Below are 26,301 nucleotides of genomic sequence, written 5' to 3'. Positions count from 1 at the left end.
GGCATCAACCGAACCAGCCGTGCAGCATCCACGGTGCATGCGGGTCATTGCGCGTGCGGAAGGCCCAGCCGCGCTGGCCCTGCGCGGTTTCCACCACGTAATAGTCGCGGCGTGCGTCGGCCTGGTCCCACCATCCCGATTCGATCCGCTCCGGCCCGGCGACGATGCGCAGGCGCGGATCGCGCAGCGGCTGCGGCGTATCCAGCAGCCAGCCGGGGCGCAGCGGCCACCAGGCGGGTGGCTTGGCCGGCGGTTGAGTGCCGCTGGCACGTTCGGGGCGGTGGTCGGCCTGCACGGCCAGTGGCTGCACGGCGTCATCGCCAAGGCGGGCACGCAGGCGCTCGCGCAGCTGGGTCCATGGCATCGCCTGCGCTGGACGCGTGTCGAACAGATCGCGTGCGGCCGGCACGAACGGTGGCAGCTGCTCGGCCTGCAGACGCAGCGCACGGCTGCCGGCGGGCAGGGCGAAGGCTTCCATGCGGTTGCGCGCGATCTCGAACAGCAGCGCCGCATCACGTTCGGGGGCCAGCAGGCCGATGGTCAGCACGCTGGCCGGCAGCAGGTCGTGTTCGAAATGCAGGTCGAAACGCTGCACGCCACCATCGCGCGAACACAGGAACGCGGCCAGGTCCAGCAGCAGGCGCCGCAGCGGGAACAGCAGGGCCTGGCTGGATTCGATCTCATATTCGAATTCGATGCGTGCATCGAACCGGTCCGGCGGCTGGTAATAGCGCAACGGCGCGCTGCCCAGGCCGCGCACGGCATCCAGCTGCTGCAGCACCTCGGGGGCGAAGCGGCGGGCCAGGCTTTCGCGTGGCAGATCGAAGGCCGCGCCAAGCGTGCGCAGGCCGGAGCGTGCCAGCACGGTCACCGCATCAACGGGCAGGCCACTACGTGCCAGTGGCAGCTGTGCCAGTGCAGCGGGCAGTTGCTGCGCGTCGATGCCAAGGCCATCGTGCACATTGGCCAGCACGCGCGCGGCATGCGGGTTGGGGGCGGCGACCAGGCGATGGCGGAAGCCCAGTTCGTGCAGGCCGTGGCGCAGGCGTTGTTCGATCGTCAGCCAATCGCCGAACAGGGCACGGCTGGCACCGATCTCCAGCACCAGCGCATGCGGAAAATCGAGGCTGACCAGCGAACTGGTGGCATACAGCCAGCTGGCCAGCAACTGCCGGGTGTGCTGTTCGGCGCTGGGATCGTAGTCGTGCAGCTGCAGGTCCTGCACCAGCACCTGCGCGGCCGACAGCAGCATGCCCGGGCGCAGCCCCGCTGCCCGCGCGGTAGGGCTGACCGCACGCAGCACGCGACGCTGCGCCGGCCCCTGCAACAGCACCAGCGGCCGCTGCGGATCCGGCTGCAGGCGCAGTACGCTGTCCAGCGCCAGCTGCGGCAACAACAGGCAGGCCCAGTGCATGGTGCGGCCTCAGTGGGCGATGGCCAGCGGCAACGGCTGCGCCGGTGGCAGCCCGCCGCGGCACTTCAGCACCCGCACCTGGCCATGGTCGAGCTGCAGGCGCAGGCTGGCCGGGGAGGGGTTGCGGGCGGCGCGGGCTTCGCGGAACACGAAACCCAGGCACTGGCCGCTGTCGGCGGCGACCTGCAGGCGGCGCAGGGCGCGATCGTCGGCCTGCTGCGGCCAGCACAGCACGGCGGCGCAGGCAGCAGAGCGCAGGCACTGCTCGGCCGCCCACAGCGCCTGCTTCGGTGCGGCGTGGATGATCTGCAGCTGGGCCAGGTCGAGTCCGGCGGCAGCCCATGCCGGGGCATGCGGGCGGTAGGGCGGGGCGACCAGCACGATCTGCCGTTCGCGCTGGCTCAGTTTCGCCAGCGCCGGCCAGACCAGGGCCAGTTCGCCGACCCCGGGCGCGGCCTGCAGCACTTCGCACAGCCCGCTGGCCGGCCAGCCACCGCCGGGCAGGCGCGCGTCCAGCGCCGGGTGGCCACTGGCCAGATGGTCACTGGCCTGCCCCTGGCGTGCCGGCCCGCGCCAGACCTGGCGGCCGTCCAGCAGGCGGTCGAGGGCGACGACGGCGCCCATCAGCCGGTCCTCCGAGTGAGGCGCCGGGCGGGCTGGAAGCGGCAGGAGAGGGCGGAAACGGCTGGCATGGAACGAGTATCGACAGGCCGGTATCAGGGGCTGAGACCGGACATGCTACTCGGCTTGTGAGTAATATTACTAATGAAATCGGATGATCGGGTTTCAGCTTGCTGAAGGAGGTAGAGCATCCACGCATGGCGTGGATCTACTGGGGAGTCGGCGGCCTGGATGCGGGGAAGGCGGCCTTCCCGCAGTAGATCCACGCCATGCGTGGATGGGGAAAAGGCGGTGCCGACCAAGGTCGGCACCCACCGCGGTTTGCCGGGAATGGAGTGGCCTTCACCTTGGCCCGGCGCTATCGGGTCACGGGCGGACCGGCAGGGCCACCGGGCGCAGCGGGGCGGCGTCGCCACCGCGGATCTTCAGCGGGCCACCGATGAAGGCGAACTCGTAGACCCTGTCGCGGGCCAGTTCATCCAGCGCCACCAGTTCTATGATCGGCGCGCCCTGCTGCGCCAGCAGGTAGGTGTGCAGCGGCACGTAGTCGTCCGACACTTCGGAAGGGAAGGTCTCGAAGCTGAGGTTGTCGGCGCCGACGATCATCGCGCCGCTGTCCTCGACCAGGAAACGCGCCGCATCCAGGCCCATGCCTGGCGGGTTGGCCATGTAGGCCCTGGGCTGTTCGAACAGGCGCATGCGACCGGTGCGGATCAGCACGATGTCGCCCTGCTGCAACTGCACGTGCTGGCGCGCCAGCGCATCCTTCAGGTCCTGGCGGGTGACGCGGTAGCTGTCCGGCAGCATGTCCATGCCCTTGGCGCCGGCTACGTCGATCAGCACGCCACGGGCGATCAGCGGCGGGAATTTCTCGATACCGGTGACGTTCCAGCCGCGGTCGCCGAGGTGCTTGTCGGCCTCGAAGCCATTCCAGATCTTTCCATGGATGCCGAAGTGGTTCAGCGCATCGATGTGGGTGCCGGTGTGGCTGTACATCGAGAACGCGGTGCCGGTGTAGCTGCGGGTGAGGTTCATCGTCTCGCCCACGCCCATCGGGTCATCCATCACCGTGCCGCGCGGGGTGTGGGTCATCCAGAACTGGTAGTGCGGGTCGCCGGCATCCTGCCAGCTGGGCATGCCGACGTAATACTCGGTGGCCAGATCGTAGGCCTTGCCGCCGCTGACCCGCGACAGGATCGCCGCGCGCGAGGCCTCGGTGATCAGGTTGAGGCGGCCGATCTCGTCCTTCGGCCCCCAGGGGCTGGTGCCGACCTGCTGGCCGGAAGGAACGCGTTCGTGTGCGGCTACGGAAATGCTGACGGTGGCGCCGGCCAGCAGCAGGGCCAGGGCGGTGCCCAGGGTACGTGGGGTCATGGGAAATCTCCTTGCAGGGTGGGGAACGGCGCGGCTCAGGCCGCGACCAGCGGCGCCAGGGCTTGGCGCAGCTGCGGCAGCGGCAGGGTCTGCAGGCGCAGGCCATTGCCGGTGATGACGGTGGGAATGGAGCGGATGCCGAGCGCGGCAGCTTCAGCGCGGTCGGCCTGCACGCGCTGGCGCACCTCATCGCTGCGCATCCGGTCGGCGAAGACGCCACGCCGATGACCCAGGTGCTCGGCGATGTCGAGCAGCACTTCGGCATCGCCGATGTTGCGGTGCTGGTGCAGGTGTGCCCACTGCACGGCATCGAACATCGCGCCGTGCGCGTCGTTGCCGCCGAACATGCCGGCGGTCTGGCAGGCCAGCGCACCGAGCCAGCCGGAGGGATACTCGAAGTCCTGTGCACGCATTCCTCCGATGTCGATGCGCGCGGTGTCTTCATGCGCGGCGCAGTCGGCCCAGTGGCGCAGGATGATGGCCTTGGCGCGCGACATCGAGCCGAACACCTCGATCATCTGTTCGCGCGAGTCCTGCAGCACGAAGCTGCGGTGGCGGACCTGGATGCCGAGTTCGGCCGAGGCCTGCTGCAGGCGCGGGGCCAGCACGAAGCACCAGCCGCAGACCACGTCATGGAAGAAATCGACCGCCGGTGCAGTGGTGGTCAGTGAAGGAGAGGCGATCATCGGCCTGCCGTCCGTGAGAGGGGAGGCGGCAGAGTAGGTGGCGCCGCCGGGCCGAAACAGCACGCGGCGGGCAGCTCAGTTTTCGCTGGCGGTTACGAATCCAGCCCGGCGCAGGCGGGCAGCTCGGCGTGCAGGAAATCGATGAAAACGCGTACCTTCGGTTGCAGGTGGCGCGCGGTGGGGTAGACCGCGTAGACAAACCGCGGCGGATAGCGATGGTCGGGCAGCACCTGCTGCAGTTCGCCGCTGGCCAGTGCCGGTGCGGCCAGGAACGAGGGCAGCGCACCGATACCGAGGCCGGCGACCAGCAGGTCCCGCAGCAGCAGGCTGTTGTTGGCGGTGACCCGTGTCGGCAGGGTCACCGTGACTTGGCCATCGGGGCCGAGCAGCGGCCAGCTGCCGGGCGAATCGGACAGGCTGTAGCCGAGCACGCTGTGCGCCTGCAGTTCCTCCACCACCTGCGGTGCCGGATGGTGCTGCAGGTAGGACGGCGCCGCGCACAGCACCTGCTGCAGCGACGCCAGGCGGCGTGCGACCAGCCGCGAATCTTCCAGCTCGGCGCGGATGCGCAGGGATACATCGAAGCCTTCGCCGACTGCATCGAGCAGCCGGTCTTCCATCACCAGGTCGAGCGCAAGCTGCGGATGCTGCTGCAGGAAACGTGGCAGCAGCGGCGACAGCGTGCTCAGCGCGAACGACTGCGGTGCATTGACGCGCAGGCGTCCGCTCACTTCACCGCGCTGCTGGGCGATGCCGCGCTCCAGGGCGTCCAGCTCATCGAGCAGGCGGCAGCATTCGCGGTAATACGCATGGCCGGTTTCGGTCAGGCTCATGCGGCGGGTGGTCCGCTGCAGCAGCACTACGCCCAGGTGCGTTTCCAGCGTGCGCAGCTGCTTGCTCAGCCCGGCTGGCGACAGGCCCAGGTCTTCGGCGGCGCGGGCCAGGCTGCCGCGTTCGACGATGCGGCGGAAGGCGCGCATCAAGGTGAAGGAGTCCATGCCGGTCCCGGCCGCGATGAGGTCGCCATTGTAGATCCACGCCATGCGTGGATGGACGACGCGGGGTGTTGCGCCGTTTGTTCAAGCCGACCGTCTGTACGCCCCGCCAACATGCAGGCCCCTCACTTCCCGGGTTGCCCATGAAGCACTGGATGCTCCGCCTGTATGCCCCGTTGTTCCTGCTGGGTTTTGTCACTGCCGCCATCGTATGGGTCGGTCACCATCACGGTGACCCGTTGTGGCTGCTTGCCTTGCTGGCTGTCGCCATCGCAGTCTCGTTCGCTGCCGAGCGGATGTGGCCCTACGACTCGGCGTTCAACCACGACCATGGCGACCGTGTGCGTGACACGCTGCATGCGCTGGTCAATGAAAGCCTGAACCTGCTGTCGATCGCCACGGTGCCGCTGCTGGCGGCGATCGTGCCCTGGCACATCTGGCCGATGCAGTGGCCATTCGCGCTGCAGGTGCTGGTGGCGATCATCGCGGCTGACCTTGGCATCACCCTGGTCCACTACGCCAGCCATCGCATCGGCTGGTTGTGGCGGCTGCATGCCGTGCATCACAGCGTGACCCGCATGTACGGTTTCAATGGATTGATGAAACACCCGCTGCACCAGGCCGCCGAAGCAGTGGGCGGCGTATTGCCGCTGCTGTTGCTGGGAATGCCGATGCCGGTGGCCGCAGTGCTGGCGTTCGCCATTGCGATCCAGTTGTTGCTGCAGCATTCCAACGTGGACATGCGCCCGGGTGTGCTGGGCAAGGTGATGGCATGGGCGCCGCTGCATCGCTTCCACCACATCCGCTATGGCACTGCGGGCGACGTCAATTTCGGCTTGTTCCTGACCGTGTGGGACCACCTGCTGGGAACGGCGTTCGATGCGCCGGGCTATCGGCTGGGGCAGCGTGATCTGGGTATTGGCAGCCAGCCGGACTATCCGCAGGCGTATTCCGCACAACTGCTGGCGCCCTTCCGCGAGCTGCCGCATGGCGATGTGCCGGAGCTGCCGGAGGGGCTGCGCAGGCGCGGCTGATCGGGGCGTCAGGCCGCGTGCAGCTGCAGGCCCTGCAGTTGTGCGGCGCCGATGCCGAACATGCGGCGCAGACTGCGCGAGAGATGGGGAAGATCGGCGAAACCGGCGTCATGCGCGCTGTCGGTCAGGCTGTGCCCGCGCAGATGATGTGCCAGCGCGCTGCGCAGCCGTTGCCACAGCACCCAGCCGCGCAGGGTCACGGCCAGGTCGGACTGGAAGCGCCGATGCAGCTGGCTGGTCGACAGATGCGCGGCCTCGGCAATATCGGCGGCCGGCACCGGGCCGGGCAGGTGCTGGCTGATGCGGGCCAGCGCCGCCTGCACGCGACGGTCCAGGGGCTGCGGGTGGCTCAGTCGTGGCAGCCACTCGTGCAGCTGCGCCGCATTGCCTGGCAACGACTGCAGATGCTGCCGGATCTGTTCGAGGTCGGCATGCGCCGGTTCGAGGAACACCGTGCAGCCGTTAGCGGGAGCGGACAGGATCGCGTGTGGCTGGAAGGAGGGCAGCCATAACCGCTGGCCCTGCTGCCGCACGCCATCGATCTCGATCTGCCAGGGCGCGCCTTCGCTCAGCAGCAGTTGGTGGGCATAGTGTGCATGCGCAGCGCTGTCACCGGCATGGCCCTGCAGCACGGCCACGTGTGCATCCAGCAACAGGGTGCCATTCCAGGGCAGAGCGGGGGAGGACATGGTGGGATTGTAGATCCACGCCATGCGTGGATGACGTATGTCTAAAAGGTTCATGAGAAAAACACCCACGCATGGCGTGGATCTCCGTGTCGACCAAGGTCGACACCTACCAACAGCAGCGGGGAAGTGTCGAAGGCGGGGTGGGTCCGGTTGCGGGGGCGTGAGCGCCATGGATGGCGCGACCGAGGCTACATGGACGTACTTGCGCCGTCCCCCGCAACCGGACCTACCTCGTCTACCCACAGGAACCCAGCTTTTGCTTCGGCTGTTGCAGTTGCCTACGCCGTTGCCTCGGCGGGTGCCGGGCGCAGCCCGGCCGCCACCTCAGCGCCCCTGCGGGTCCGGCCGATGGTGCACGTACTCGACCACGGTGCCGTCGGGATGCACCGCATTGAATGCTGCGCCGGTGGGCACCACCTGCAGCGGGAAGATGATCTCGGCGCCAGCGGCCACCAGCTTATCGTGATACGGGCGAACGTCGTCGACCAGCAACGTGCCCGTTGTCGACGTGAAGGGCGCCAGGGCCTTGTCGCAGCCTTCGATCAGCAGGAATGCACCGACCATCGCCAGCCGCAGGCCTGCCTCGGGAAATGGAAAGCCGGCATCGGCGACTACACCCTGCAGCTGCTCGTAGAAGGCCACGCTGCGTTCCAGCTCGCCGGGGGCGACGAATACCCGGATCAGCACGCGCGGGCTGCGCTGGCTGGAGGTGTCACAGCGGTCGCGCCAGAGATGGTCGAAGTCGCGATGTACGGTCATGGGCTCGATTCGTCGCCGGGGAGATCCATTATCGGCAGCCGCGCGCGGCCCGTTGATGACCGCCGGTGATGGGCTGATAACCATCGCGCAGGTGACCTCTGTGACTTAGGTCCTGTTGACAGCGATGAACGCCCTCGCACACTCTTCACATGATGGGTCGCCCTGCGCGGCCCGGACAGGCAGGTTGTCACGCACGGGAGGAGGGTCCCGCGCGCAGACCGGCCCGTCTTCTGGCCTGCAAGGCGTTGCCCGGCAACGCATACGCGGCATGACGCTGCACCCTCCGGCGGCACTTTCCCTGGACCGATTGCCTTGGCAACGGAATTACGCCCGCCGATGAAAACGTTTACAAAGCCGCTCGCCCTGTCCCTGGCCCTGTCTGCCGCACTGGCCACCCCGGCCTGGGCCGACTCCGCCGCCTTCACTGTGCTGACCCTGGAGCAGGCGCCGACGGCGGACACGATGCCGGCCCTGGCTGCCCAGTTGAAGACCCTGCAGGTGGACGCGGTCAGCGTTCGCCAGGTACAGCGCGGCATCGGCCAGGTCGATCCGCTGCAGCTGCTGGCCGACGGCCTGGGCTACCAGTACCGCTTCATCGCCGCCGGCAAGGACGATGGCCAGACCCAGCAGGGCCAGGCCGTGTTGACCCGGCTGCCGATCGCCGCCGAATCCGGCCCGGACCAGTCGGGCCTGAACTACCTGCGCCTGGATGACGGCCGCCATGCGGTGGCGGTCTACACCGATGCTGGCGCCGGTGCTGCGCAGTTGCCGGCGCTGGTGTCGCGGTCGCGGCTTGGCGCACCGGCAGTGCTGCTCGGCGCCGTGGCCGGTGAATCGGCCAAGGCCGCTGGTTTCGATCCGGCACGCGTGGCCCTGGAAGCCGATGCCAGCTATTTCAGCGATGGTTTCCAGGCTGCCAGCAGTGCGCCGTTCAAGGTGGAAGGCAGCACGCTGCGTGCGACCCTGCTGACCCTGGCCTATGCCGCCGACAAGGGTGGCGAGCAGCCGTGGATGGACACCACGCTCACTGCCGATGCGCGCGCTGCGCTGCTGTTGAAGGCGATGACCGAGGACGAGAAGTTCCAGATGCTGCACAGCTACTTCGGGCTGGGCAAGGATGGTGGCAAGTTGCCGGAAGGTGCGGTGGGCTCGGCCGGTTTCGTGCCGGGCGTGGCGCGCCTGGGCATTCCGTCGCAGCAGTCGGCCGATGCCGGCGTGGGCGTGACCAATCCGGGTGGCATCCGCCCGGGTGACTTCGCCACGGCGATGCCGTCGGGGCCGTCCACGGCGTCCACCTGGAACCGTGGTGTTGCCTTTGCCGGTGGCGCAACGATGGGCCGCGAAGCCTGGCAGCAGCGCTTCAACATCCTGCTGTCCGGCAGCGTCAACCTGCAGCGTGATCCGCGCAACGGCCGCAACTTCGAATACGCCGGTGAAGACCCGTTGCTGGCCGGTTCGATGGTCGGCGCGCTGATCCAGGGCGTGCAGAGCCAGCATGTGATCTCCTCGATGAAGCACTTCGCTCTGAACGACATGGAGACCCGCCGCAACTTCCACGACGTGCGCATCGGCGAACAGGCCATGCACGAATCGGACCTGCTGGCGTTCGAGATCGCGCTGGAGGCCGGTCGTCCGGGTGTGGCGATGTGCTCCTACAACAAGATCAATGGCACCTACGGCTGCGAGAACGGCTACCTGATGAACCAGGTGCTGAAGCAGGAGTGGAAATTCCCCGGTTTCGTGATGTCCGACTGGGGCGGCGTGCACAGTGGTTCGAAGGCGGCGCTGGCCGGCCTGGACCAGCAGTCGGCGGGTGAAGTGTTCGATGCGGCGGTGTTCTTCGATGAGCCGCTGCGCCTGGCCGTGCACGGCGGCGTAGTGCCGCAGGCGCGCCTGAACGACATGGTGGTGCGCATCCTGCGTACGATGTTCCTGCACGGCAACTTCGACAACCCGCCGCAGCACCAGAAGGTCGACGCCGAAGCTGGTTTTGCCGTGGCCCAGCGCACGGTGGAAGAAGGCAGCGTGCTGCTGCGCAATGAAGGCAGCCTGCTGCCGCTGGCCGACAGTGCCAAGCGCATCGTCATCATCGGTGGCCATGCCGACAAGGGTGTGATCGGTGGCGGTGGTTCGTCGATGGTGGGTGTCACGGCCAAGGGCACCAACGCGGTGCCAGGCGTGCTGCCGACCACCTGGCCGGGCCCGGTGATCTTCCACCCGTCCTCGCCGTTGGAATCGCTGCGTGCCGCGCGTCCGGATGCCACCATCACCTATGTGGACGGCACCAACGCCGCCGCTGCGGCCAAGGCTGCCGCACAGGCGGATGTGGCCATCGTGTTTGCTACCCAGTGGGCGGCCGAATCGGTGGACCTGCCGGACATGCAGCTGCCGGACAACCAGGATGCGCTGATTTCGGCGGTGGCCAAGGCCAACCCGAAGACCGTGCTGGTGCTGGAGACCAACGGCCCGGTGCGCACGCCGTGGCTGGCGCAGGTGCCGGCGGTGCTGCAGGCCTGGTACCCGGGCATCCGTGGCGGTGAAGGCATCGCCGCACTGCTGACCGGCCAGGCCAATCCGTCCGGCCGCCTGCCGGTGACCTGGGTGGTGGACGAATCGCAGCTGCCGCGTCCGCACATTGATGGCCTCGGCTTCAAGCCGGCCAAGCCGTTCGGCGATGTGTTCGATTTCGATATCGAAGGCGCCAACGTCGGCTACAAGTGGATGGCGGCCAAGGGTCTGACCCCGACCTTCGCCTTCGGCCACGGCCTGTCCTACACCTCGTTCGCCTATGAAAACCTGAAGGTGAGCGTGGAAGGTTCGCGCCTGGTCGCCAGCGTCGACATCCGCAACACCGGCAAGCGCGCGGGTGCCGATGTCGCCCAGCTGTACCTGAAGCTGCCGGCCGGCAACACCACGCCGATCCGCTTGATCGGCTACGACAAGATCGAGCTGCAGCCGGGCGAACAGCGCCGCATCCGCATCGAAGCCGAGCCGAAGACCCTGGCCCATTACGATGCGCAGGCCCGCCAGTGGAAGATCGATGGCGGTACCTACCAGGTGCAGCTGTCGCGCAATGCCGCCGAGCCGCTGCAGAGCGTGGACGTGCAGCTGGTGGAGCAGGTGCTGCGCTGATACGGCGGGTTGTTGATGCTTGAAGACACGGCCCCGCAAGGGGCCGTGTCCGTTTACGGGGTGCCGCTGCGCTCGCCGGGCCATGCGCGGGGGGCGGGGGATTCAGCCGGCGTCGTCACCAAACCACACGCGCAGGAAATCAATCAGCTGCCGCACCTTCGGCGAGGGCTGCGTGCTGTGCGGGTATACCGCGTACACGCTCTGCTGCGGAAAGCGATGCTGGCGCAGCACTGGCCGCAGGCGGTCGTGGGCCAGGTCCTCTTCGATCAGCCAGCGTGGCAGCACGGTGACCCCTGCACCGGCCACGGCGAACGCGCGCAGGCTGCTGGCACCGTCCACGCGTATCACCGCATTGCCTGGATTGGTGGCGAACAGGGCATTGCTGCCATCCGGTGCGACCACCGGTACATCGGCCAGGCGCGGATAGCCCAAGCGGGGCAGGGTGCCCAACTGTACGGGGTCATCGACAGCATCGGCGGATGGCAGGCGAGCCAGCAAAGCGGGGGCGGCGACTGCACACAACGGATGCTGCTCCAGCTCAGTGGCATGCAGTCCTGAATCCGGCAGGCGGCCCAGGCGGATCGCAAGATCGAAACGTTCGGGAATCAGGTCGGCGGGTGCCGGCGACGTCGACAGATGCAGCACCAGCGCTGGATGCTGCGCGCGGAAGGCTTCCAGCGCCGGAATCAGCCGCAGCTGCGCGTACTCCGGGGTGGTGGTCAGGCGCAGCATGCCCTGCAGTTGATGCTGGTCGCGGCGTGCGGCATCGATCGCCGCCTGTGCGGCATCCAGCGCCTGCACGCAGTGCTGCAGGAACTGTTCGCCGGCCTCGGTCAGCGCCAAGTGGCGGGTACTGCGCAGCAGCAGGGTTACCCCCAGCTCCTGCTCCAGCCGCTTCAGGTTGAAGCTGACCACGGCACGGCTCAGGCCCAGGCGCTCGGCGGCGGCGGTCAGGCTGCCAGCCTCGACTACGGCGCGGAAGATATCAAAGCGATCCAGGCTGACCATGGTGGCTTATTGTCAAAATAGATTTGACAGTGTTGCAGCTGTGGTCGTGTTTTTCCAACAACACCGGTCCGCCATGCTGGCGCCTTCATTGCTGGAGCCTGCTGATGCCTTCCCCGCGCCTGCGTCATGAGGCGATCCTCCTGCTGGTGTTCGCCCTGGACCTGGTCAACATGTTCATCGCCACGGTGGCCTACCCGGCGCTGGCGGCCGAACTGCATGCGGACATCGGTACGCTTGCCTGGGTGGGTACGGCCTACATGCTGGGCCTGAGCGTGGTGATTCCGTTGGCACCGTGGCTGGCCGCGCGTTGCGGTGAGCGTCGCCTGTTGTTGGTTGCTTTGTTGCTGTTCGCAGTGGCTGCAGGCCTGGCCGGCGCCGCGCCGTCCATGGGCTGGTTGCTGGGCTGGCGATTGCTGCAGGGGTTGGCCGGTGGTCTGCTGATTCCAGTGGCGCAGGCGGCGGCGTACCGGCAGTGCACGCCTGAACAACGCGGCGCGCTGACCCGGCGCATCCTGTTGGTGGCGTTGCTTGTGCCCGCACTGGCGCCGGCTCTCGGCGGCCTGCTGGTGCAGTGGATGTCCTGGCGCGGCGTGCTGTGGGCCAGCCTGCCGCTGGCGGTGCTGGCGATCGCCCTGGTACTGGCGTGGATGCCGGCCGATGGTCGGCGTAGTGCGCCGCGACTGCAGGGTTATGCGTTGACCACCGCGATGTCTGCGTTGGGCGCGTTGCTGCTGGCGCTGACCTGGCTGGGTGAGCCCGGCCATCGCTTCGCCGGCGCAGGGTTGCTGCTGCTTGCAGTGGTGCTGTCCATCGCCCATCTGCGCCACGCGCGCCGGCAGCCGCAGCCGCTGCTGCGCTGGTCGCTGCTGTCCCATCGAGGCCTGCGCATGGCGATGCTGGTCTATCTGGCGGTGCCGGGCGTGTTCATCGGCAGCCAGCTGGCCAACACCCTGCAGCTGAACCACGCCGGTTACAGCGCCGCGCAGATCGGCGCACTGATGCTGCCGTGGGCGCTGGCCTCGGCACTGGCGATCACCAGCAGCCGGCGATTGCTGGCGCGCTTCGGCCCGGGCACGGTGCTGCGGCTCGGCATGGTCCTGCAGGCCAGCGGTCTGATGTTGATGGCGCTGCAATCACAGCCATCGTTCGTGCTGGCCGCCACCCTGTTCGCCTTGATGGGGGCCGGTGGCAGCCTGTGCAGCAGCACCGCGCAGACACTGGCGTTCCATGGTGTGGACGCCGAGGCGCTGGGCGATGCCAGCGCGCTGTGGAACCTCAACCGCCAGCTCAGCTTCTGCCTGGGCACCGCCGCCATCGCACTGCTGCTGGCCCTGGCCATGCAGTGGTGGCCGACGCATGCCACCGGCGTGGCGCTGGGCCTGGCGGCCGCACTCACCCTGTTGCCATTGGCGCTGCTGCGCCGGTCGCAGCTGCATTCCCTTTCCACTACGGAGACTGCTTGATGGACATGACCGCCGAACACGAAATCCACCTTCTGCACGACAAGCTGCAGGCCTGGTTCCGCGCAGAGGTCGCGGCCGATGCACTGGACGATCTGATGGCGCATTTTTGCGCGGACTTCAGCATGGTGGGCATTGCCGGGCGCAGGTTGGACCGGAATGCAGTACAGGCGTTGTTCGCGGGCGGCCACGGCGCACGACCTGGGCTGCGGATTGCCATCGAGGCCGTGCAGGCGGTGGACGCCCCGTCGCCACTGGCGGTACTGCGCTATCGCGAAGGACATGCCATTGGCGAGGGAGAAACCGCATGGCGGGAATCGCTGGCGGTGCTGCGGCAGGAAGGCGGGCGTTGGCGTTGGCTGGCGCTTCACGAAGTGCCGGTGAGCTGATGTTCGGGTAGTGCGGGCCGCTGGCCGGCAGCTGCATCAACCTTTGGCGGTGCGGTTGCCGGCCAGCGGCCGGCACTACCGGGTGCGTGGCACATGTGCCATCAGTCCTGCCTGTAAACGCCGCAGAATGCAAAGCAGGCACGCGCTTTGCCGGGGGCTACGAGAGTAGGCTGGGGCCTTTCCTGCCGGGAGGTGATGTCCATGCGTGTGCGTGCCGTTGCTGTTGCCGTAGCCCTGAGCCTGTCCAGCGCCGTGCTGGCTGCCGACACGCCGCCGATGACCCCGGACATCAGCGGAAAACCCTTCGTCGCTCCCGATGTGGGCCGCGACTACGACAAGCGCGTGGTGATGGTGCCGATGCGCGACGGCACCAAGCTGTATACGGTGATCGTGGTACCCAAGGGCGCCCACAACGCACCGATCCTGCTGACCCGCACACCGTACGACGCCGCCGGCCGCGCCAGCCGCAGCGATTCACCGCGCATGCGCGATCTGCTGCCGCAGGGCGATGAAGTGTTCGTCGATGGCGGCTACATCCGCGTGTTCCAGGACATCCGTGGCAAGTTCGGTTCCGAGGGCGATTACGTGATGACCCGGCCGCTGCGCGGGCCGCTGAACGGTACCAAGGTCGATCATTCCACCGATGCGTGGGACACCATCGATTGGCTGGTCAAGCATGTGCCGGAAACCAACGGCAAGGTCGGCATGCTCGGTTCATCGTATGAAGGATTCACCGTGGTGATGGCACTGACCGATCCACACCCGGCACTGAAGGTGGCGGCACCACAGAGTCCAATGGTCGATGGCTGGATGGGCGACGACTGGCTCAACTACGGCGCCTTCCGCCAGGTCAATTTCAACTACTTCGCGATGCAGACCGAGAAGCGCGGCAAGGGCACGCCACTGCCGTCGCTGGGCTACGACGATTACAGCACCTTCCTGCGCATCGGCTCGGCCGGCGACTACGCCCGCTTCACCGGCGTGGACCAGCTGACCTGGTGGAAGAAGCTGGTACAGCATCCCGCATACGACGCGTTCTGGCAGGGCCAGGCGCTGGATGCGGTGATGGCGAAGACGCCGCTGAAGGTGCCAACCATGTGGCTGCAGGGCCTGTGGGACCAGGAGGACATGTGGGGCGCGAACCATGCTTACCAGGCGATGGAAGGACGCGATACCGGCAACACCCACAACTACCTGGTGATGGGGCCGTGGCGGCACAGCCAGGTGAACTATGACGGCAGCCAGCTGGGGGCGCTGAAGTTCGATGGCGATACCGCGCTGCAGTTCCGCCGCGACGTGCTCAAGCCGTTCTTCGACCAGTACCTGGTGGACGGCGCACCGAAGGCCGATACGCCACCGGTGCTGGTCTACAACACCGGTGAAAACCACTGGGACCGTCTGCAGGGCTGGCCGCGCAGCTGCGAGAAGGCGTGTGCTGCCAGCAGCAAGCCGCTGTACCTGCGTGCCGGTGGCAAGCTGGCGTTCCAGGCGCCAGCGGCGGGCGAGGGCGACTTCGAGGAATACGTGTCCGACCCGGCCAAGCCGGTGCCGTTCGTACCGCGGCCGGTGCGTTTCGGCGACCGCGACATGTGGACCACCTGGCTGGTCAAGGACCAGCGCTTCGTCGATGGCCGGCCCGACGTGCTGACCTTCATCACCGAGCCGTTGACCGCACCGCTGCGCATCGGTGGCACGCCGGTGGTGAACCTGCAGGCGTCCACCAGTGGCACCGACAGCGACTGGGTGGTGAAGCTGATCGACGTGTATCCGGACCAGGAGGCGTCGACGCCGGAGATGGGCGGCTATGAGCTGCCGGTGTCACTGGCGATCTTCCGTGGCCGTTACCGCGAGAGCTTCAGCGATCCCAAGGCGCTGGCGGCCAACCAGGTGCTGCCGTATCGCTTCGACCTGCCCAATGCCAACCACACCTTCCAGAAGGGCCATCGGGTGATGGTGCAGGTGCAGTCCAGCCTGTTCCCGCTGTACGACCGCAATCCGCAGAGTTATGTGCCGAACATCTACCTGGCCAAGCCGGGTGATTACCAGAAGGCGACGCAGCGGGTATGGCACAGCGCCGCGCAGGCCAGCTTCATCGAACTGCCGGTGTATTGAGGCGGAGGGGATGACGCCGGGCTATGCCCGGCGTTACCTGGGATCACGCGATGTCGGTTGCGCCGGGCCATGCCCGGCGGGTGTGGTAGTGCCGGCCGCTGGCCGGCATCCGCGATGATGCGAAAGCGTGTCGACCAAGGTCGACACCTACCGGAATAGATCGTCTGCAGGACCGACGGGGTAGTGCCGGCCGCTGGCCGGCAACATAGTGGTGCGAAAGCGTGTCGACCAAGGTCGACACCTACCAGAGCAGATGGCTTCAGCCGACCTTCGAAGGGCCGGTGCGCCAGCGGCTGGGCACCAGCCCGAAGCGCTTGCGGAAGGCGGCGGCGAAGTTGCTGGGATGCCGATAGCCAGTTTCCGCAGCCGCCTGCTCCACGCTCCAGCCGGATTCGCGAAGGCCCTGCTCGGCGTGACGCATGCGCTGTTCGTGCAGGTAGTCGAATACAGAGCAGCCATACTCCTGGACGAAGTGCCGGCGCAGCGCGCTGGGGCTCATGCAGGCCAGCTGGGCAAGCTCGACCAGGCTGTGCGCATGGCCGGGATCGTCGTGCAGGAAGGCGCGCACGCGCTCCAGCCGATTGCGCTGGCCACTGCGCAGCAAGCGTGCGCCTTCGACGTGCAGATCATCAGCCTGCAGGCCCACCGTCAGCACCTGCAACGCCACGCCCTCGCGCCAGAGTGCATCCAGGTCGTCCTGCCAGGGGCTTTCGAACAACTGCGCGAGGGTCGGCAGCATCGCGTGCGGGATGGCCCAGTGCCTGCATTCCAGGTGTGAATCGAGCGCCTGCTGCAGCTTGGGTTGCCGCAGCATGTCCGGGTCCAGCTCGGCCGGCACCATCAGGCTGACGCCGCGCAGCCGCGTATTGCCCGGGTGCACGCCCACCATCGCGACGTGATCGCAGTGGCTGGTGGTCACCGCCGTGCCGGCGCGCAGGCTGAAGTCGCTGCGCTGCGGAACCTGCACATCGACTTGGCCCTGCAGCATCAGGCGGATCGCCAGGCCGGGGCGTTCGTGGGCGGTGGCGGTGTAGGCAATGCGGTTGTGCACATCCGATGCGATCAGGCTCATGCCGCCGCGCAGGGTCTGTTCGTGCAGGTCGCCGTGCCCGGCCCATTGTTCTTCGCGCAGATGGCGGGGGTCAGCGCGGTAGTCATAGCCATGGCGCTGACCAAAACGGCGGTAATCGGCAAACGTGAAATATCGGGACATCGCTCGGCGCTCAACAATAAAAGACGGGTGCCGGCGACGATGTGCCTGCACGTTCCGTCGTGCACCTGCAGCGCGGATCGGTCCTGCGCTTTCAGAGTTGGAAAAAGCTACCTGTCATTTTCTCGATCCCCAGCACTAATGCGATGTCGGGAGGGTCAATCGATTGGTATTTACGGCCAAGTTGCAGGTCGCGCAACAGTGCGCGTGCGTACAGTGATCGATCCGTGCGTGGCCGCGATGCCAATGCAGAACGCGGGCTGTACGCAGGACATTCGCCGAGAAAAACCTGTGCAGGGGGGATGCGGGGCAGCGCATTCGTCACAAGCAAAGGCGTACTGTGGATTCGGACGGATGTGTCCGTATTGAATGACCACAGAGGAAGACGACAGATGATTGATTACCAGCTCAGCGCAAAGACCGCGATCGTAACCGGCGGTGTCTCCGGTATCGGCCTGGCGGTTGCGGAAACGCTCGCTGCATCCGGTGCGCGCATTTCGGTATGGGACCTGAAGCGGGAAGCGGTGGACGCAACCGTAGCCGCGCTGCGCAGCCAAGGGGCTGAGGCCATCGGCATTGCGCTGGATGTGACCGACGAGGCGGCGGTGGAAGCGGCGGTGCAACGCACGGTAAAGGAACTGGGCGGCGTGCACATCGCGGTGAACAACGCGGGCATCGGCGGGCCAGCGGCAAGCAGCGGTGACTATCCGATCGATGGCTGGAAACGCGTGGTCGATGTGAACCTGACCAGCGTGTTCCTGTGCCAGCGGGCACAGATCCAGGCGATGCGTGCGGCGGGCAGCGGCGGCAGCATCATCAACATGGCGTCCATCCTGGGCCAGGTGGGTTACGCCGGCTCGACCGCCTACGCGGCGGCCAAGCACGGCGTGGTCGGCCTGACCCAGACGGCTGCATGGGAGCACGCCGCCGATGGCGTCCGCATCAATGCGGTGGGCCCGGGCTTCATCAACACGCCGTTGCTTGAAAAGATGGACGCCAAGGTGCGCGCAACGCTGGAAGGGCGGCATGCGCTCAAGCGCTTGGGAACACCGCAGGAAGTGGCCGCGCTGGTGGCCTGGCTGGCCAGCGACGATGCCTCGTTCGCGACGGGTGCGTACTACGCCATCGATGGTGGCTATCTGGCGCAGTAGCCGGGCGCAACAGGGATACGCATGGCGGTGATCAGTAGATCCGCGCCATGCGCGCGTGAATCCGCGCGGTGAAGAGGGCGTGCCATCGCCTTCACCCCCGTCCCACGGCTGCCGCGCAACGCTCCGGGAAACTTCCGGAGCCTCTCTATGGAACTTACCCAGGACATGTCCATCCTGCTGCGCGTGGCCGCCGCCATGGTCTTTGGCGGCGTGCTGGGCGTTGAGCGCGAGATGGGCAAGCACGCTGCCGGCCTGCGCACGCACATGCTGATTGCCGGTGCTGCTGCGCTGATCGTCGGCCTCGGTGATTCGGTGGCCGAACACTTCCAACAGGAGCGCTACCGCGATCTGCTGCAGGTCGACCCGGTGCGCCTGATCGAAGCGGTGGTGGCCTGCGTCGGTTTCGTTGCCGCGGGCACCATCCTGCGCGGCAATCGCGAGGACCAGGTGAGCGGGCTCACCACGGCCAGCTCTTTGATCATGGCCGCGGCCATCGGCATTGCCGTGGGCATCGGCAAGTACGTGATCGCGCTCGGCGTCAGCGTACTGTGCGTGCTGGTGCTCGCGCTGATCCGACGGGTGGAAAAGAAGCTGTAAGCCAATAAATGGTACGACCAATAATTTCGTATAGCCCTATGGTCTAATTGGCTCTCCGCAGGATTGGCGGTTCAATTCGCGCCTGTGGTCCGTTCATTGGTCAAAGTGGTAAGACCAATGATGACGGGCACGACGCCCCCACGCGGTGGGGAACCTCCTGTTCCTGTCGAGAGCCCTCATGCAGCCCTGGCAACACGTGTACGACCCCGCTGGCAACCTGTGGTTGTCGAGCCTGATCGCGCTGCTGCCGATCGCCTTCTTCTTCATTGCCTTGGCCGTGCTGCGCATGAAGGGCTGGATCGCCGGCACCATCACCGTGGCCATCGCGCTTGGCGTGGCGCTGCTGTTCTATCGCATGCCGGTGGCGCAGGCGCTGGGCGCGGCCGGCTTCGGCTTCGTATATGGCCTGTGGCCGATTGCCTGGATCATCATCGGCGCGGTGTTCCTGTACAAGGTTTCGGTCAAGACCGGCCAGTTCGACATCATCCGCGCCTCGATCCTGTCGGTCACCGAGGACCAGCGGTTGCAGATGCTGATGGTCGGCTTTGCCTTCGGTGCCTTCCTGGAAGGCGCGGCCGGGTTCGGTGCGCCGGTGGCGATCACCGCCGCGCTGCTGGTCGGGCTGGGCTTCAAGCCGCTGTATGCAGCCGGTCTGTGCCTGATCGTCAATACCGCGCCAGTGGCATTCGGCGCGATGGGCATTCCGATCATCGTGGCGGGGCAGGTGACGGGCCTGGATGCCTTCGAGATCGGCCAGATGGCGGGCCGCCAGCTGCCGTTCCTGACCATCATCGTGCTGTTCTGGATCATGGCGATCATGGATGGCTGGCGCGGCATCAAGGAAACCTGGCGCGGCATCAAGGAAACCTGGCCGGCAGTGCTGGTGGCCGGCGGTTCGTTCGCCATTGCCCAGTACCTGACCTCCAACTTCATCGGCCCGGAACTGCCGGACATCACCGCTTCGCTGGCGTCGCTGGTCTGTCTGACCCTGTTCCTGCGCCGCTGGAAGCCGGTGCGGATCTTCCGCTTCGATACCGAAACCAGCGCCGAGGCGGCCGCACAGGCACTGGAAGCGCCGCGCCATAGCGTCGGCCAGATCGCCAAGGCGTGGTCGCCGTTCCTGATCCTCACCGCGATGGTCACCGTGTGGAGTGTCAAACCGTTCAAATCGTTGTTCGCCAGCGGCGGCGCACTGGAAGGCTGGGTGCTGAAGATTCCGGTGCCGGGCCTGGACCAGCTGGTGCAGAAGATGCCGCCGATCGTGCCGGCACCGCTCAGCTACGAAGCGGTCTACAAGTTCGACTGGTTCTCGGCCACCGGTACCTCGATCATCCTCGCTGCGGTCATCGCGATCATCGCCCTGCGCATGCCAGCGCGGTCGGCGCTGCAGACCTTCGGTGAAACGGTGCGCGAACTGCGCATGCCCATCTTCTCGATCGGCATGGTGCTGGCGTTCGCCTTCATCGCCAACTATTCGGGCCTGTCGGCCACGTTGGCGCTGGCACTGGCGCACACCGGCAAGGCGTTCCCGTTCTTCTCGCCGTTCCTTGGCTGGCTGGGTGTGTTCCTGACCGGTTCGGATACCTCGTCCAACGCGCTGTTCTCGGCGTTGCAGGCGACCACCGCGCAACAGATCGGCGTGTCCGACGTGCTGCTGGTAGCGGCCAACACCACCGGCGGCGTCACCGGCAAGATGATCTCGCCGCAGTCCATTGCCATTGCCTGCGCAGCGGTGGGCCTGGCCGGCAAGGAATCGGACCTGTTCCGCTTCACCGTCAAGCACAGCCTGATCTTCACCACGATGGTCGGCTTGATCACCCTGGCCCAGGCCTACTGGCTGACCTGGATGATTCCCTGAGCATGCACAACAGGCCGACCAACAGCGGCGTGCTTCGGGCCACAATGGCGCCATGAGCACACAACGGGTTTCGGACAAGGTGGCCGCGCAGCTGCGTGCGCTGGTGCAGGAACGGCAGCTGCAGCCGGGGGACAGGCTGCCGGCCGAGCGCACGCTGGCGGTGCAGCTGGGAGTCTCGCGCACCGCGTTGCGCGAGGCCATTGCACAGTTGGCCAGCCACGGTCTGCTGACCGCACGCGTGGGTGGTGGAACCTATGTGAGCGAGCCCGCCGCACGTGCGCGGCAGGCGCTGGATGAGCCCCTGGTGCCGTACCTGCCGTTGTTCCAGGGCGACCCGGAATATCGCTTCGACGTGCTGGAAATCCGCCACGCGCTGGAAGGCGCCACCGCCTGGCACGCGGCGCTGCGCGCTACCGACGAAGATCGTGCGCGTATCGCCCAGGCGTTCCAGACCATGATGGACGCGCATGGCAAGGACGACCCCACCGGTGAAGCCGAAGCCGATGCGGCCTTCCACCTGTCCATCGCCGAGGCATCGCACAATCTGGTGCTGCTGCAGGTGATGCGCGGTCTGTTCGAGCTGCTGCAGACCAATATCTCGCAGAGCCGTGAAAAGCTGTACACCTCGGCCAGGACCTTCTCGCCACTGTCCGACCAGCACCGCGAAATGATGGATGCGGTGCTGGCCGGCGACCCCGAACGTGCGCGCGCCGCCGCGCATGCCCACCTCGAGTTCGTGCACACCACGCTGCGCACGCTTGATGACAACGAAGCCCGGCGTACGCGGGCCTCGCGCCTGCCTTCCCCACACGGTTGAACCCATGATCATTTCCGCCTCCACCGATTACCGTGCAGCAGCCGAGCGTCGGCTGCCGCCGTTCCTGTTCCACTACATCGATGGCGGCGCGTATGCCGAGCACACGCTGAAGCGCAACGTGTCCGATCTGTCAGACATCGCGCTGCGCCAGCGCATCCTGCGCAACATGTCCGACCTGAGCCTGGAAACCGAGCTGTTCGGCGAGAAACTGGCGATGCCGGTGGCGCTGGCCCCGGTCGGTCTGACCGGCATGTATGCCCGCCGTGGCGAAGTGCAGGCGGCGCGCGCGGCCGACAGCCGTGGCATTCCGTTCACGTTGTCCACGGTGTCGGTGTGCCCGATCGAAGAAGTCGCGCCGGCGATCCAGCGCCCGATGTGGTTCCAGCTGTATGTGCTGCGCGACCGTGGTTTCATGCGCAACGCGCTGGAGCGCGCACAGGCGGCGGGTGTGACCACACTGGTGTTTACCGTGGACATGCCTGTACCCGGGGCGCGCTATCGCGACGCACACTCAGGCATGAGTGGCCCGAATGCTGCAATGCGCCGTATCGGCCAGGCGATCACTCATCCACGCTGGGCGTGGGACGTGGGCCTGCGCGGACGCCCGCATGACCTCGGCAACATTTCCACCTACCGTGGCAACCCTACGGGCCTGGAGGACTACATCGGCTGGCTGGGCAGCAACTTCGATCCGTCCATTTCGTGGAAGGATCTGGAATGGATCCGCGAGTTCTGGAAGGGCCCGATGGTGATCAAGGGCATCCTCGACCCGGACGATGCGCGTGACGCAGTCGCCTTCGGCGCCGATGGCATCGTGGTCTCCAACCATGGCGGCCGCCAGCTCGATGGTGTGCTGTCCACTGCACGTGCCTTGCCTGCCATCGCCGATGCGGTGCAGGGCGACCTGAAGATCCTCGCCGACTCGGGCGTTCGCACCGGCCTGGACGTGGTGCGCATGCTGGCGCTGGGCGCCGATACCGTGCTGCTGGGTCGCGCCTTCGTCTATGCGCTTGCCGCGCAGGGCGAGGCCGGCGTGGCCAACCTGCTGGACCTGATCGCCAAGGAAATGCGCGTGGCGATGACCCTGACCGGCGCGCACCGCATCGCCGATATCGGCCGTGATTCGCTGGTGCGCCTGCCATGAGTGATCGCAACGCGGTGCTGGCGCAGTTGCGTGCCGCGGTGGGGGACCGCCACGTGCTGACCGGCGACAAGTCCACCCGTCGCTTCCGTCGCGGCTATCGTTTCGGCGACGGCCCGGTGCTGGCGGTAGTCCGCCCGGGCACGCTGCTGCAGCTGTGGCAGGTGCTGCAGGCGGCGGTGCAGGGCGGCGCGGCGATCATCCTGCAGGCAGCCAATACCGGCCTGACCGGCGGCTCCACCCCCGATGGCGACGACTACGGCCGGCCGATCGTGCTGGTCAGCACCCTGCGCCTGGCCGGCATCCAGCTGTTGAACGAAGGCCGCCAGGTACTGTGCCTGCCCGGCGCGACGCTGGACCGTCTGGAACAGACGCTGGCACCGCTCGGCCGCGAGCCGCACTCGGTGATCGGCTCGTCGTGCATTGGCGCCTCGGTGCTGGGCGGCATCTGCAACAATTCCGGAGGCGCGCTGGTACGCCGTGGGCCTGCCTATACCGAGCTGGCACTGTATGCGCAGGTCGACGCACAGGGCGAACTGCAGCTGGTCAACCATCTGGGCATCGCGCTGGGTGATACGCCCGAGCAGATCCTGCAGCGCCTGCAGGACGGCGATTACCGCGCCGCAGATGTCAGCAACGGGGAGGGTCGTGCCGCTTCCGATCCGCGTTACGCCGAAGAAGTACGCAAGGTCGACGCCGATACCCCGGCACGCTTCAATGCCGATCCCAGCCGCCATTTCGAGGCGGCCGGATCTGCCGGCAAGCTGGCGGTATTCGCCGTGCGCCTGGATACCTTCGAGAAGGAAGCGGCCGAGGTCTTCTATATCGGCAGCAACCGCACCGACAGCCTGACCGCGATCCGCCGCCAGCTGCTGACCGGCTTCGAGCGCCTGCCGATCGCCGGCGAATACATCCACCGTGATGCCTATGACATCGGCGAGCGTTACGGCAAGGACAGTTTCCTGCTGATCGACAAGCTCGGTACCGCGCGTGTGCCGGCTGCGTTCGCGCTGAAGAGCCGGGTCGATGGCTGGTTCGAACGTCTTGGCCTGCGTGGCGTCACCGACCGGGTGATGCAGGCGCTGACCGGTCTGCTGCCTTCGCACCTGCCCAAGCGCATGGGCGAGTTCCGCCAGCGGTACGAGCATCACCTGCTGCTGAAGGTCTCCGCACAGGATGCGGCCGCCACCGAGGCGTGGCTGCGCAGCTTCTTCAACGACCATGAAGGCGGTTACTTCCACTGCACGGCGGACGAAGGGCGCAAGGCGTTCCTGCATCGATTCGCCGTGGCCGGTGCCGCCGTGCGTTATCGCGAAATACACCGCGAGCAGGTGCAGGACATCGTCGCGCTGGACATCGCGCTGCGCCGCGATGACGCCGACTGGTTCGAGCAGTTGCCGGCTGATATCGATGGCCGCCTGCTGCACAAACTGTACTACGGCCACTTCCTGTGCCACGTGTTCCACCAGGACTACATCGCGCGCAAGGGCGAAGACCCGATGGCCATCGAGCACGCGATGTGGGCATTGCTGGACCAACGCGGTGCCGAGTATCCGGCCGAGCACAATGTCGGCCACCTGTATCCGGCCAAGCCGGCGCTGGCCGGCTTCTACCGCACGCTGGACCCGAGCAATACCTTTAACCCCGGCATCGGCCAGACGTCGAAGGCGAAGGGGTGGGGTAGCTGCGACTGCGACGGGCACTGAGCTGCAACGCGGCGCCTGCGCTACCATCGGCCCCTCGCAAGGACGTGCCGGCGCGCACAGGATGATCATGAATTCCACGCGTATTGCTTACGCCGTGCTGTCCGCCCTGCTGCTGGCATCGTCGCTGCCGGCAGCGGCGGAGGTCGCACCCGTTCAACACGATGCCGCAGGCAACCGTCTTGAAGCGCTATTGCTGCAGGGCGAGCCGGGATCGGAAGAGCCCGAGCGCTACTGCACTGCCGATGGCCAGTGGTGCGTGCGGGCGCTGCCTGCAACCGGCGAAGACCAGCCGGCATCGCTGGAAGTTGCCGAGCGTGCAGGTGATGCAGCCGAACCGCAGATGCGCCACGTCCCCATCGACGTGGTTGACGACGGCGACCTGCGGGTCTGGCCCTTCATCGTGCGCCTCGCCCCCGGCGCGGGTGCAGGCCAGGCCGTGGCCGATCCACAACAGGCAGCACTGCAGAACGTGCTCGTCGGCGGTCTGGTGGAGGCCCGCGCGATGTATTCCGGCGGCGGCGCCAGCGCATCGACTCTGCAACTGGCGCGCATCCGCCATCTCGATGAAGGCATCCAGGTGGACGCCGACCTGCTGTCCGTTGCGTTGTCGGCCAACAAGATGATCCGGGCCTGTTTCAGTGAGCGCGATTTCGATCAGCGCGCCGGTGCCTGCCACGATGAGTACAGCTTCGATGCGGAACTTGCGCTGGCAACCGACGGGCAGGACATGCCCGTGCTGCGCTACCGGACCGAGGCCAGCAACTATCCGGCAGGGGTTTCGCCGCAGCGGGACTCGCTGGCCAAGGGGCGTTTGAAGAAAAAGGATCTGCGCACCGAGCAGGATGCGGAGTGCAGCTACACGCGCACCTTCCGCTTCACCTCAGGGGCTTACCAGCCGGATCAGCCCCTGCCGGAGTGCTCGAGCTACACCGAGCCCTGAGCCATGGAGCCGAGCATGAGCCCGGCCCTACGCAACGGCGCTGGCGTGCTTACTCGCAGCGGGTAGCGGTGATGATGTTGTCCTTGTCCACGAACACGCGCAGGCGGTCCTGGCGGATGTCCTTGGTGGTGATGGTGGCCGGGCCGATGGGATTGACCATGCCGGCGCCGCTTTCGCTGGACAGGCGGCGGATGTTCGGCTCGTTGGCCGGCTGGCCGATGGCCCAGCCCAGCTGGCTGGCATCGCAGCGGCCACTGCCCTTCACCTCCGGGCCGGGCGTGCTGACACAGGCCGACAGCAACAAGGCCGAGGCGGGCAGCAACAGAGTCAGGCGGATGGTCATGCGGGCGCTCCTGCGCAGGGGATTGGCGGCACGATAGCACTGACTGCGCGAAACCCAGCAGCGTTCGGGTCATTGCCCCCGCGGCCGCCGCACTGCATAGTGGCCGGCGTTGCCGGCAGCGTGCCGGCGGGTCGGCCGGGCCAGTCCGGTGCAGATGTTGGGTCCAGTATGACGGCAGGCAGTTTGCGTGGCAGGCAGAACGCGGTGAAGGCGGTGGCAGTGCTGTCGCTGCTTTGCATGACAGTGGTGGCCGTGGCTGCCGAGCCGAGCGCAGCGTCCGCTGCCGAAGCGCCTGTATTTGGTGCCTGGCGCAACCTGCAGACCGAAGCCGGCTACCAGCCGGCGCAGCGCAACCTGGCGTTCGCGATGCTGCCACAGGCCGCAACCCGTGGTGATCGTTTCGTGATCCTCGACCGTGAAGGCAAGCGCGCGGTGTGCTGCCTGCAGGTGGCCAGCGAGTCGCTGGGTGTTGCCGCGCTGCGCGAGCAATACCACCTGCCGCAGGCCGGTGTGACCGATCTGAGCAACGGCCGCAGCCCGGCGCGCCCGTACCTGCCGCATGTCTATGCGATGCAGCGGGTGGATGAACTGGCCGACTATGGTTTCGCCGATGTTGCGGGCAGCTACAGTGATCTGGGCGGGCTGCTGCTGCCCGATGCTGCTGCGCTGTCTGCCGACGGCAGCGAGGTGCGCCTGGGCGAGGCCCACTATCGCCTGCAGTTCCAACGCCAGCCGCTGGCCGATGATGATGGCGCACTGGACCGCTACACCCTGCAGGTGCTGCCTGCCGGTGTCCCGGTCGTGGTTGAAGTGCCGTTCGGCACCTACTGATTGCCACATCCCACTGGCTAGAATGACGCGCGGC

The 26,301-nt window shown here is 66.9% G+C and carries 23 protein-coding genes; 13 read left to right on the top strand and 10 right to left on the bottom strand.

Features of this window, described 5'->3' with window-relative positions; translation table 11 throughout:
- Positions 1-4 precede the first annotated feature (4 nt).
- The 5 genes from ACQ5SA_RS03180 to ACQ5SA_RS03160 form a co-directional block, all read right to left on the bottom strand.
- Positions 5-1,414, bottom strand: a complete 1,410-nt coding sequence (locus tag ACQ5SA_RS03180; protein WP_499312630.1) for a Y-family DNA polymerase — start codon at positions 1,412-1,414, stop codon at positions 5-7.
- 9 nt (positions 1,415-1,423) lie between these two features.
- Positions 1,424-2,038, bottom strand: coding sequence for a translesion DNA synthesis-associated protein ImuA (gene imuA / locus ACQ5SA_RS03175; protein ID WP_363733609.1), 615 nt, complete (start codon positions 2,036-2,038; stop codon positions 1,424-1,426).
- A gap of 363 nt (positions 2,039-2,401) precedes the next feature.
- Positions 2,402-3,409, bottom strand: coding sequence for a cyclase family protein (locus ACQ5SA_RS03170; protein ID WP_499312628.1), 1,008 nt, complete (start codon positions 3,407-3,409; stop codon positions 2,402-2,404).
- Positions 3,410-3,444: 35 nt separating this feature from the next.
- Complete coding sequence (locus ACQ5SA_RS03165; protein WP_499312626.1) at positions 3,445-4,095, bottom strand: DsbA family oxidoreductase; 651 nt, start codon at positions 4,093-4,095, stop codon at positions 3,445-3,447.
- A gap of 92 nt (positions 4,096-4,187) precedes the next feature.
- Positions 4,188-5,138 (bottom strand): LysR family transcriptional regulator, encoded by a 951-nt coding sequence (locus tag ACQ5SA_RS03160; RefSeq protein WP_499312624.1) that lies wholly within the window; start codon positions 5,136-5,138, stop codon positions 4,188-4,190.
- 107 nt (positions 5,139-5,245) lie between these two features.
- Between ACQ5SA_RS03160 and ACQ5SA_RS03155 the strand changes: the two genes are divergently transcribed.
- A complete protein-coding gene (locus ACQ5SA_RS03155; RefSeq protein ID WP_499312622.1) occupies positions 5,246-6,124 on the top strand; it encodes a sterol desaturase family protein in 879 nt (292 codons plus the stop codon).
- Positions 6,125-6,132: 8 nt separating this feature from the next.
- Here ACQ5SA_RS03155 and ACQ5SA_RS03150 read toward each other — a convergent pair whose 3' ends face one another.
- On the bottom strand, positions 6,133-6,837 hold the full coding sequence (locus ACQ5SA_RS03150) for a helix-turn-helix domain-containing protein (RefSeq protein WP_499312620.1): 705 nt from the start codon (positions 6,835-6,837) through the stop codon (positions 6,133-6,135).
- 300 nt (positions 6,838-7,137) lie between these two features.
- Entirely contained in the window at positions 7,138-7,572 is a 435-nt protein-coding gene (locus ACQ5SA_RS03145; protein WP_180167360.1) for a VOC family protein, read from the bottom strand.
- A gap of 336 nt (positions 7,573-7,908) precedes the next feature.
- Here ACQ5SA_RS03145 and ACQ5SA_RS03140 point away from each other — a divergent pair, with 336 nt between their 5' ends.
- The gene (locus ACQ5SA_RS03140) at positions 7,909-10,704 is read left to right on the top strand and encodes a beta-glucosidase family protein (RefSeq protein WP_499312618.1); all 2,796 of its coding nucleotides are present in this window, start codon (positions 7,909-7,911) and stop codon (positions 10,702-10,704) included.
- A 102-nt stretch (positions 10,705-10,806) separates the two neighbouring features.
- Here the strand turns inward: ACQ5SA_RS03140 and ACQ5SA_RS03135 are convergent, their stop codons facing one another.
- Positions 10,807-11,712 (bottom strand): LysR family transcriptional regulator, encoded by a 906-nt coding sequence (locus ACQ5SA_RS03135; protein WP_499312617.1) that lies wholly within the window; start codon positions 11,710-11,712, stop codon positions 10,807-10,809.
- Between the two features lie 104 nt (positions 11,713-11,816).
- On the opposite strand from ACQ5SA_RS03135, the gene ACQ5SA_RS03130 reads away from it, so the two are divergent.
- From ACQ5SA_RS03130 to ACQ5SA_RS03120, 3 genes are all read left to right on the top strand, one after another.
- Complete coding sequence (locus ACQ5SA_RS03130) at positions 11,817-13,175, top strand: MFS transporter (protein WP_499312616.1); 1,359 nt, start codon at positions 11,817-11,819, stop codon at positions 13,173-13,175.
- Complete coding sequence (locus tag ACQ5SA_RS03125) at positions 13,175-13,561, top strand: DUF4440 domain-containing protein (protein WP_353098364.1); 387 nt, start codon at positions 13,175-13,177, stop codon at positions 13,559-13,561. Before ACQ5SA_RS03130 ends, ACQ5SA_RS03125 begins: the two co-directional genes overlap by 1 nt.
- 201 nt (positions 13,562-13,762) lie before the next feature.
- Entirely contained in the window at positions 13,763-15,673 is a 1,911-nt protein-coding gene (locus ACQ5SA_RS03120) for a CocE/NonD family hydrolase (RefSeq protein WP_499312614.1), read from the top strand.
- 259 nt (positions 15,674-15,932) lie between these two features.
- On the opposite strand, the gene ACQ5SA_RS03115 is transcribed toward ACQ5SA_RS03120, so the two are convergent.
- Positions 15,933-16,886 carry a helix-turn-helix transcriptional regulator gene (locus ACQ5SA_RS03115; protein ID WP_447945259.1) on the bottom strand — a complete coding sequence of 318 codons (954 nt, stop codon included), beginning with the start codon at positions 16,884-16,886 and terminating at the stop codon, positions 15,933-15,935.
- Positions 16,887-17,275: 389 nt separating this feature from the next.
- On the opposite strand from ACQ5SA_RS03115, the gene ACQ5SA_RS03110 reads away from it, so the two are divergent.
- The 7 genes from ACQ5SA_RS03110 (at position 17,276) to ACQ5SA_RS03080 (ending at position 25,093) form a co-directional block, all read left to right on the top strand.
- Complete coding sequence (locus ACQ5SA_RS03110; protein ID WP_499312612.1) at positions 17,276-18,034, top strand: SDR family NAD(P)-dependent oxidoreductase; 759 nt, start codon at positions 17,276-17,278, stop codon at positions 18,032-18,034.
- Between the two features lie 147 nt (positions 18,035-18,181).
- Positions 18,182-18,631, top strand: coding sequence for an MgtC/SapB family protein (locus ACQ5SA_RS03105; protein WP_100460309.1), 450 nt, complete (start codon positions 18,182-18,184; stop codon positions 18,629-18,631).
- 178 nt (positions 18,632-18,809) lie between these two features.
- Positions 18,810-20,489: an L-lactate permease gene (gene lldP / locus ACQ5SA_RS03100; protein ID WP_499312611.1), complete on the top strand. Its 1,680-nt coding sequence runs from the start codon at positions 18,810-18,812 to the stop codon at positions 20,487-20,489.
- Between the two features lie 52 nt (positions 20,490-20,541).
- Entirely contained in the window at positions 20,542-21,306 is a 765-nt protein-coding gene (gene lldR, locus ACQ5SA_RS03095; protein WP_100460307.1) for a transcriptional regulator LldR, read from the top strand.
- A gap of 4 nt (positions 21,307-21,310) precedes the next feature.
- Positions 21,311-22,450 carry an FMN-dependent L-lactate dehydrogenase LldD gene (gene lldD, locus ACQ5SA_RS03090; protein ID WP_499312609.1) on the top strand — a complete coding sequence of 380 codons (1,140 nt, stop codon included), beginning with the start codon at positions 21,311-21,313 and terminating at the stop codon, positions 22,448-22,450.
- A complete protein-coding gene (gene dld / locus ACQ5SA_RS03085; protein WP_499312607.1) occupies positions 22,447-24,153 on the top strand; it encodes a D-lactate dehydrogenase in 1,707 nt (568 codons plus the stop codon). The genes lldD and dld overlap by 4 nt, the downstream gene beginning before the upstream one ends.
- A gap of 67 nt (positions 24,154-24,220) precedes the next feature.
- Positions 24,221-25,093: a hypothetical protein gene (locus tag ACQ5SA_RS03080; RefSeq protein ID WP_499312606.1), complete on the top strand. Its 873-nt coding sequence runs from the start codon at positions 24,221-24,223 to the stop codon at positions 25,091-25,093.
- Between the two features lie 49 nt (positions 25,094-25,142).
- On the opposite strand, the gene ACQ5SA_RS03075 is transcribed toward ACQ5SA_RS03080, so the two are convergent.
- On the bottom strand, positions 25,143-25,436 hold the full coding sequence (locus ACQ5SA_RS03075; protein WP_025878511.1) for a hypothetical protein: 294 nt from the start codon (positions 25,434-25,436) through the stop codon (positions 25,143-25,145).
- Between the two features lie 168 nt (positions 25,437-25,604).
- On the opposite strand from ACQ5SA_RS03075, the gene ACQ5SA_RS03070 reads away from it, so the two are divergent.
- A complete protein-coding gene (locus tag ACQ5SA_RS03070; protein WP_230110357.1) occupies positions 25,605-26,267 on the top strand; it encodes a decarboxylase in 663 nt (220 codons plus the stop codon).
- The last annotated feature ends 34 nt before the right edge of the window (positions 26,268-26,301 follow it).

This window comes from Stenotrophomonas indicatrix, assembly GCF_050573115.1.
GTDB lineage: Bacteria > Pseudomonadota > Gammaproteobacteria > Xanthomonadales > Xanthomonadaceae > Stenotrophomonas > Stenotrophomonas lactitubi_A.
This window is presented reverse-complemented; position numbering and strand designations above follow the sequence as displayed.

Excerpts from the sequence above, each read along its gene's own strand:
- ACQ5SA_RS03180 (WP_499312630.1), bottom strand. The coding sequence starts at position 1,414 with ATGCACTGGGCCTGCCTGTTGTTGCCGCAGCTGGCGCTGGACAGCGTA.
- imuA (WP_363733609.1), bottom strand. The coding sequence starts at position 2,038 with ATGGGCGCCGTCGTCGCCCTCGACCGCCTGCTGGACGGCCGCCAGGTC.
- ACQ5SA_RS03170 (WP_499312628.1), bottom strand. The coding sequence starts at position 3,409 with ATGACCCCACGTACCCTGGGCACCGCCCTGGCCCTGCTGCTGGCCGGC.
- ACQ5SA_RS03165 (WP_499312626.1), bottom strand. The coding sequence starts at position 4,095 with ATGATCGCCTCTCCTTCACTGACCACCACTGCACCGGCGGTCGATTTC.
- ACQ5SA_RS03160 (WP_499312624.1), bottom strand. The coding sequence starts at position 5,138 with ATGGCGTGGATCTACAATGGCGACCTCATCGCGGCCGGGACCGGCATG.
- ACQ5SA_RS03155 (WP_499312622.1), top strand. The coding sequence starts at position 5,246 with ATGCTCCGCCTGTATGCCCCGTTGTTCCTGCTGGGTTTTGTCACTGCC.
- ACQ5SA_RS03150 (WP_499312620.1), bottom strand. The coding sequence starts at position 6,837 with ATGGCGTGGATCTACAATCCCACCATGTCCTCCCCCGCTCTGCCCTGG.
- ACQ5SA_RS03145 (WP_180167360.1), bottom strand. The coding sequence starts at position 7,572 with ATGACCGTACATCGCGACTTCGACCATCTCTGGCGCGACCGCTGTGAC.
- ACQ5SA_RS03140 (WP_499312618.1), top strand. The coding sequence starts at position 7,909 with ATGAAAACGTTTACAAAGCCGCTCGCCCTGTCCCTGGCCCTGTCTGCC.
- ACQ5SA_RS03135 (WP_499312617.1), bottom strand. The coding sequence starts at position 11,712 with ATGGTCAGCCTGGATCGCTTTGATATCTTCCGCGCCGTAGTCGAGGCT.
- ACQ5SA_RS03130 (WP_499312616.1), top strand. The coding sequence starts at position 11,817 with ATGCCTTCCCCGCGCCTGCGTCATGAGGCGATCCTCCTGCTGGTGTTC.
- ACQ5SA_RS03125 (WP_353098364.1), top strand. The coding sequence starts at position 13,175 with ATGGACATGACCGCCGAACACGAAATCCACCTTCTGCACGACAAGCTG.
- ACQ5SA_RS03120 (WP_499312614.1), top strand. The coding sequence starts at position 13,763 with ATGCGTGTGCGTGCCGTTGCTGTTGCCGTAGCCCTGAGCCTGTCCAGC.
- ACQ5SA_RS03115 (WP_447945259.1), bottom strand. The coding sequence starts at position 16,886 with ATGTCCCGATATTTCACGTTTGCCGATTACCGCCGTTTTGGTCAGCGC.
- ACQ5SA_RS03110 (WP_499312612.1), top strand. The coding sequence starts at position 17,276 with ATGATTGATTACCAGCTCAGCGCAAAGACCGCGATCGTAACCGGCGGT.
- ACQ5SA_RS03105 (WP_100460309.1), top strand. The coding sequence starts at position 18,182 with ATGGAACTTACCCAGGACATGTCCATCCTGCTGCGCGTGGCCGCCGCC.
- lldP (WP_499312611.1), top strand. The coding sequence starts at position 18,810 with ATGCAGCCCTGGCAACACGTGTACGACCCCGCTGGCAACCTGTGGTTG.
- lldR (WP_100460307.1), top strand. The coding sequence starts at position 20,542 with ATGAGCACACAACGGGTTTCGGACAAGGTGGCCGCGCAGCTGCGTGCG.
- lldD (WP_499312609.1), top strand. The coding sequence starts at position 21,311 with ATGATCATTTCCGCCTCCACCGATTACCGTGCAGCAGCCGAGCGTCGG.
- dld (WP_499312607.1), top strand. The coding sequence starts at position 22,447 with ATGAGTGATCGCAACGCGGTGCTGGCGCAGTTGCGTGCCGCGGTGGGG.
- ACQ5SA_RS03080 (WP_499312606.1), top strand. The coding sequence starts at position 24,221 with ATGAATTCCACGCGTATTGCTTACGCCGTGCTGTCCGCCCTGCTGCTG.
- ACQ5SA_RS03075 (WP_025878511.1), bottom strand. The coding sequence starts at position 25,436 with ATGACCATCCGCCTGACTCTGTTGCTGCCCGCCTCGGCCTTGTTGCTG.
- ACQ5SA_RS03070 (WP_230110357.1), top strand. The coding sequence starts at position 25,605 with ATGACGGCAGGCAGTTTGCGTGGCAGGCAGAACGCGGTGAAGGCGGTG.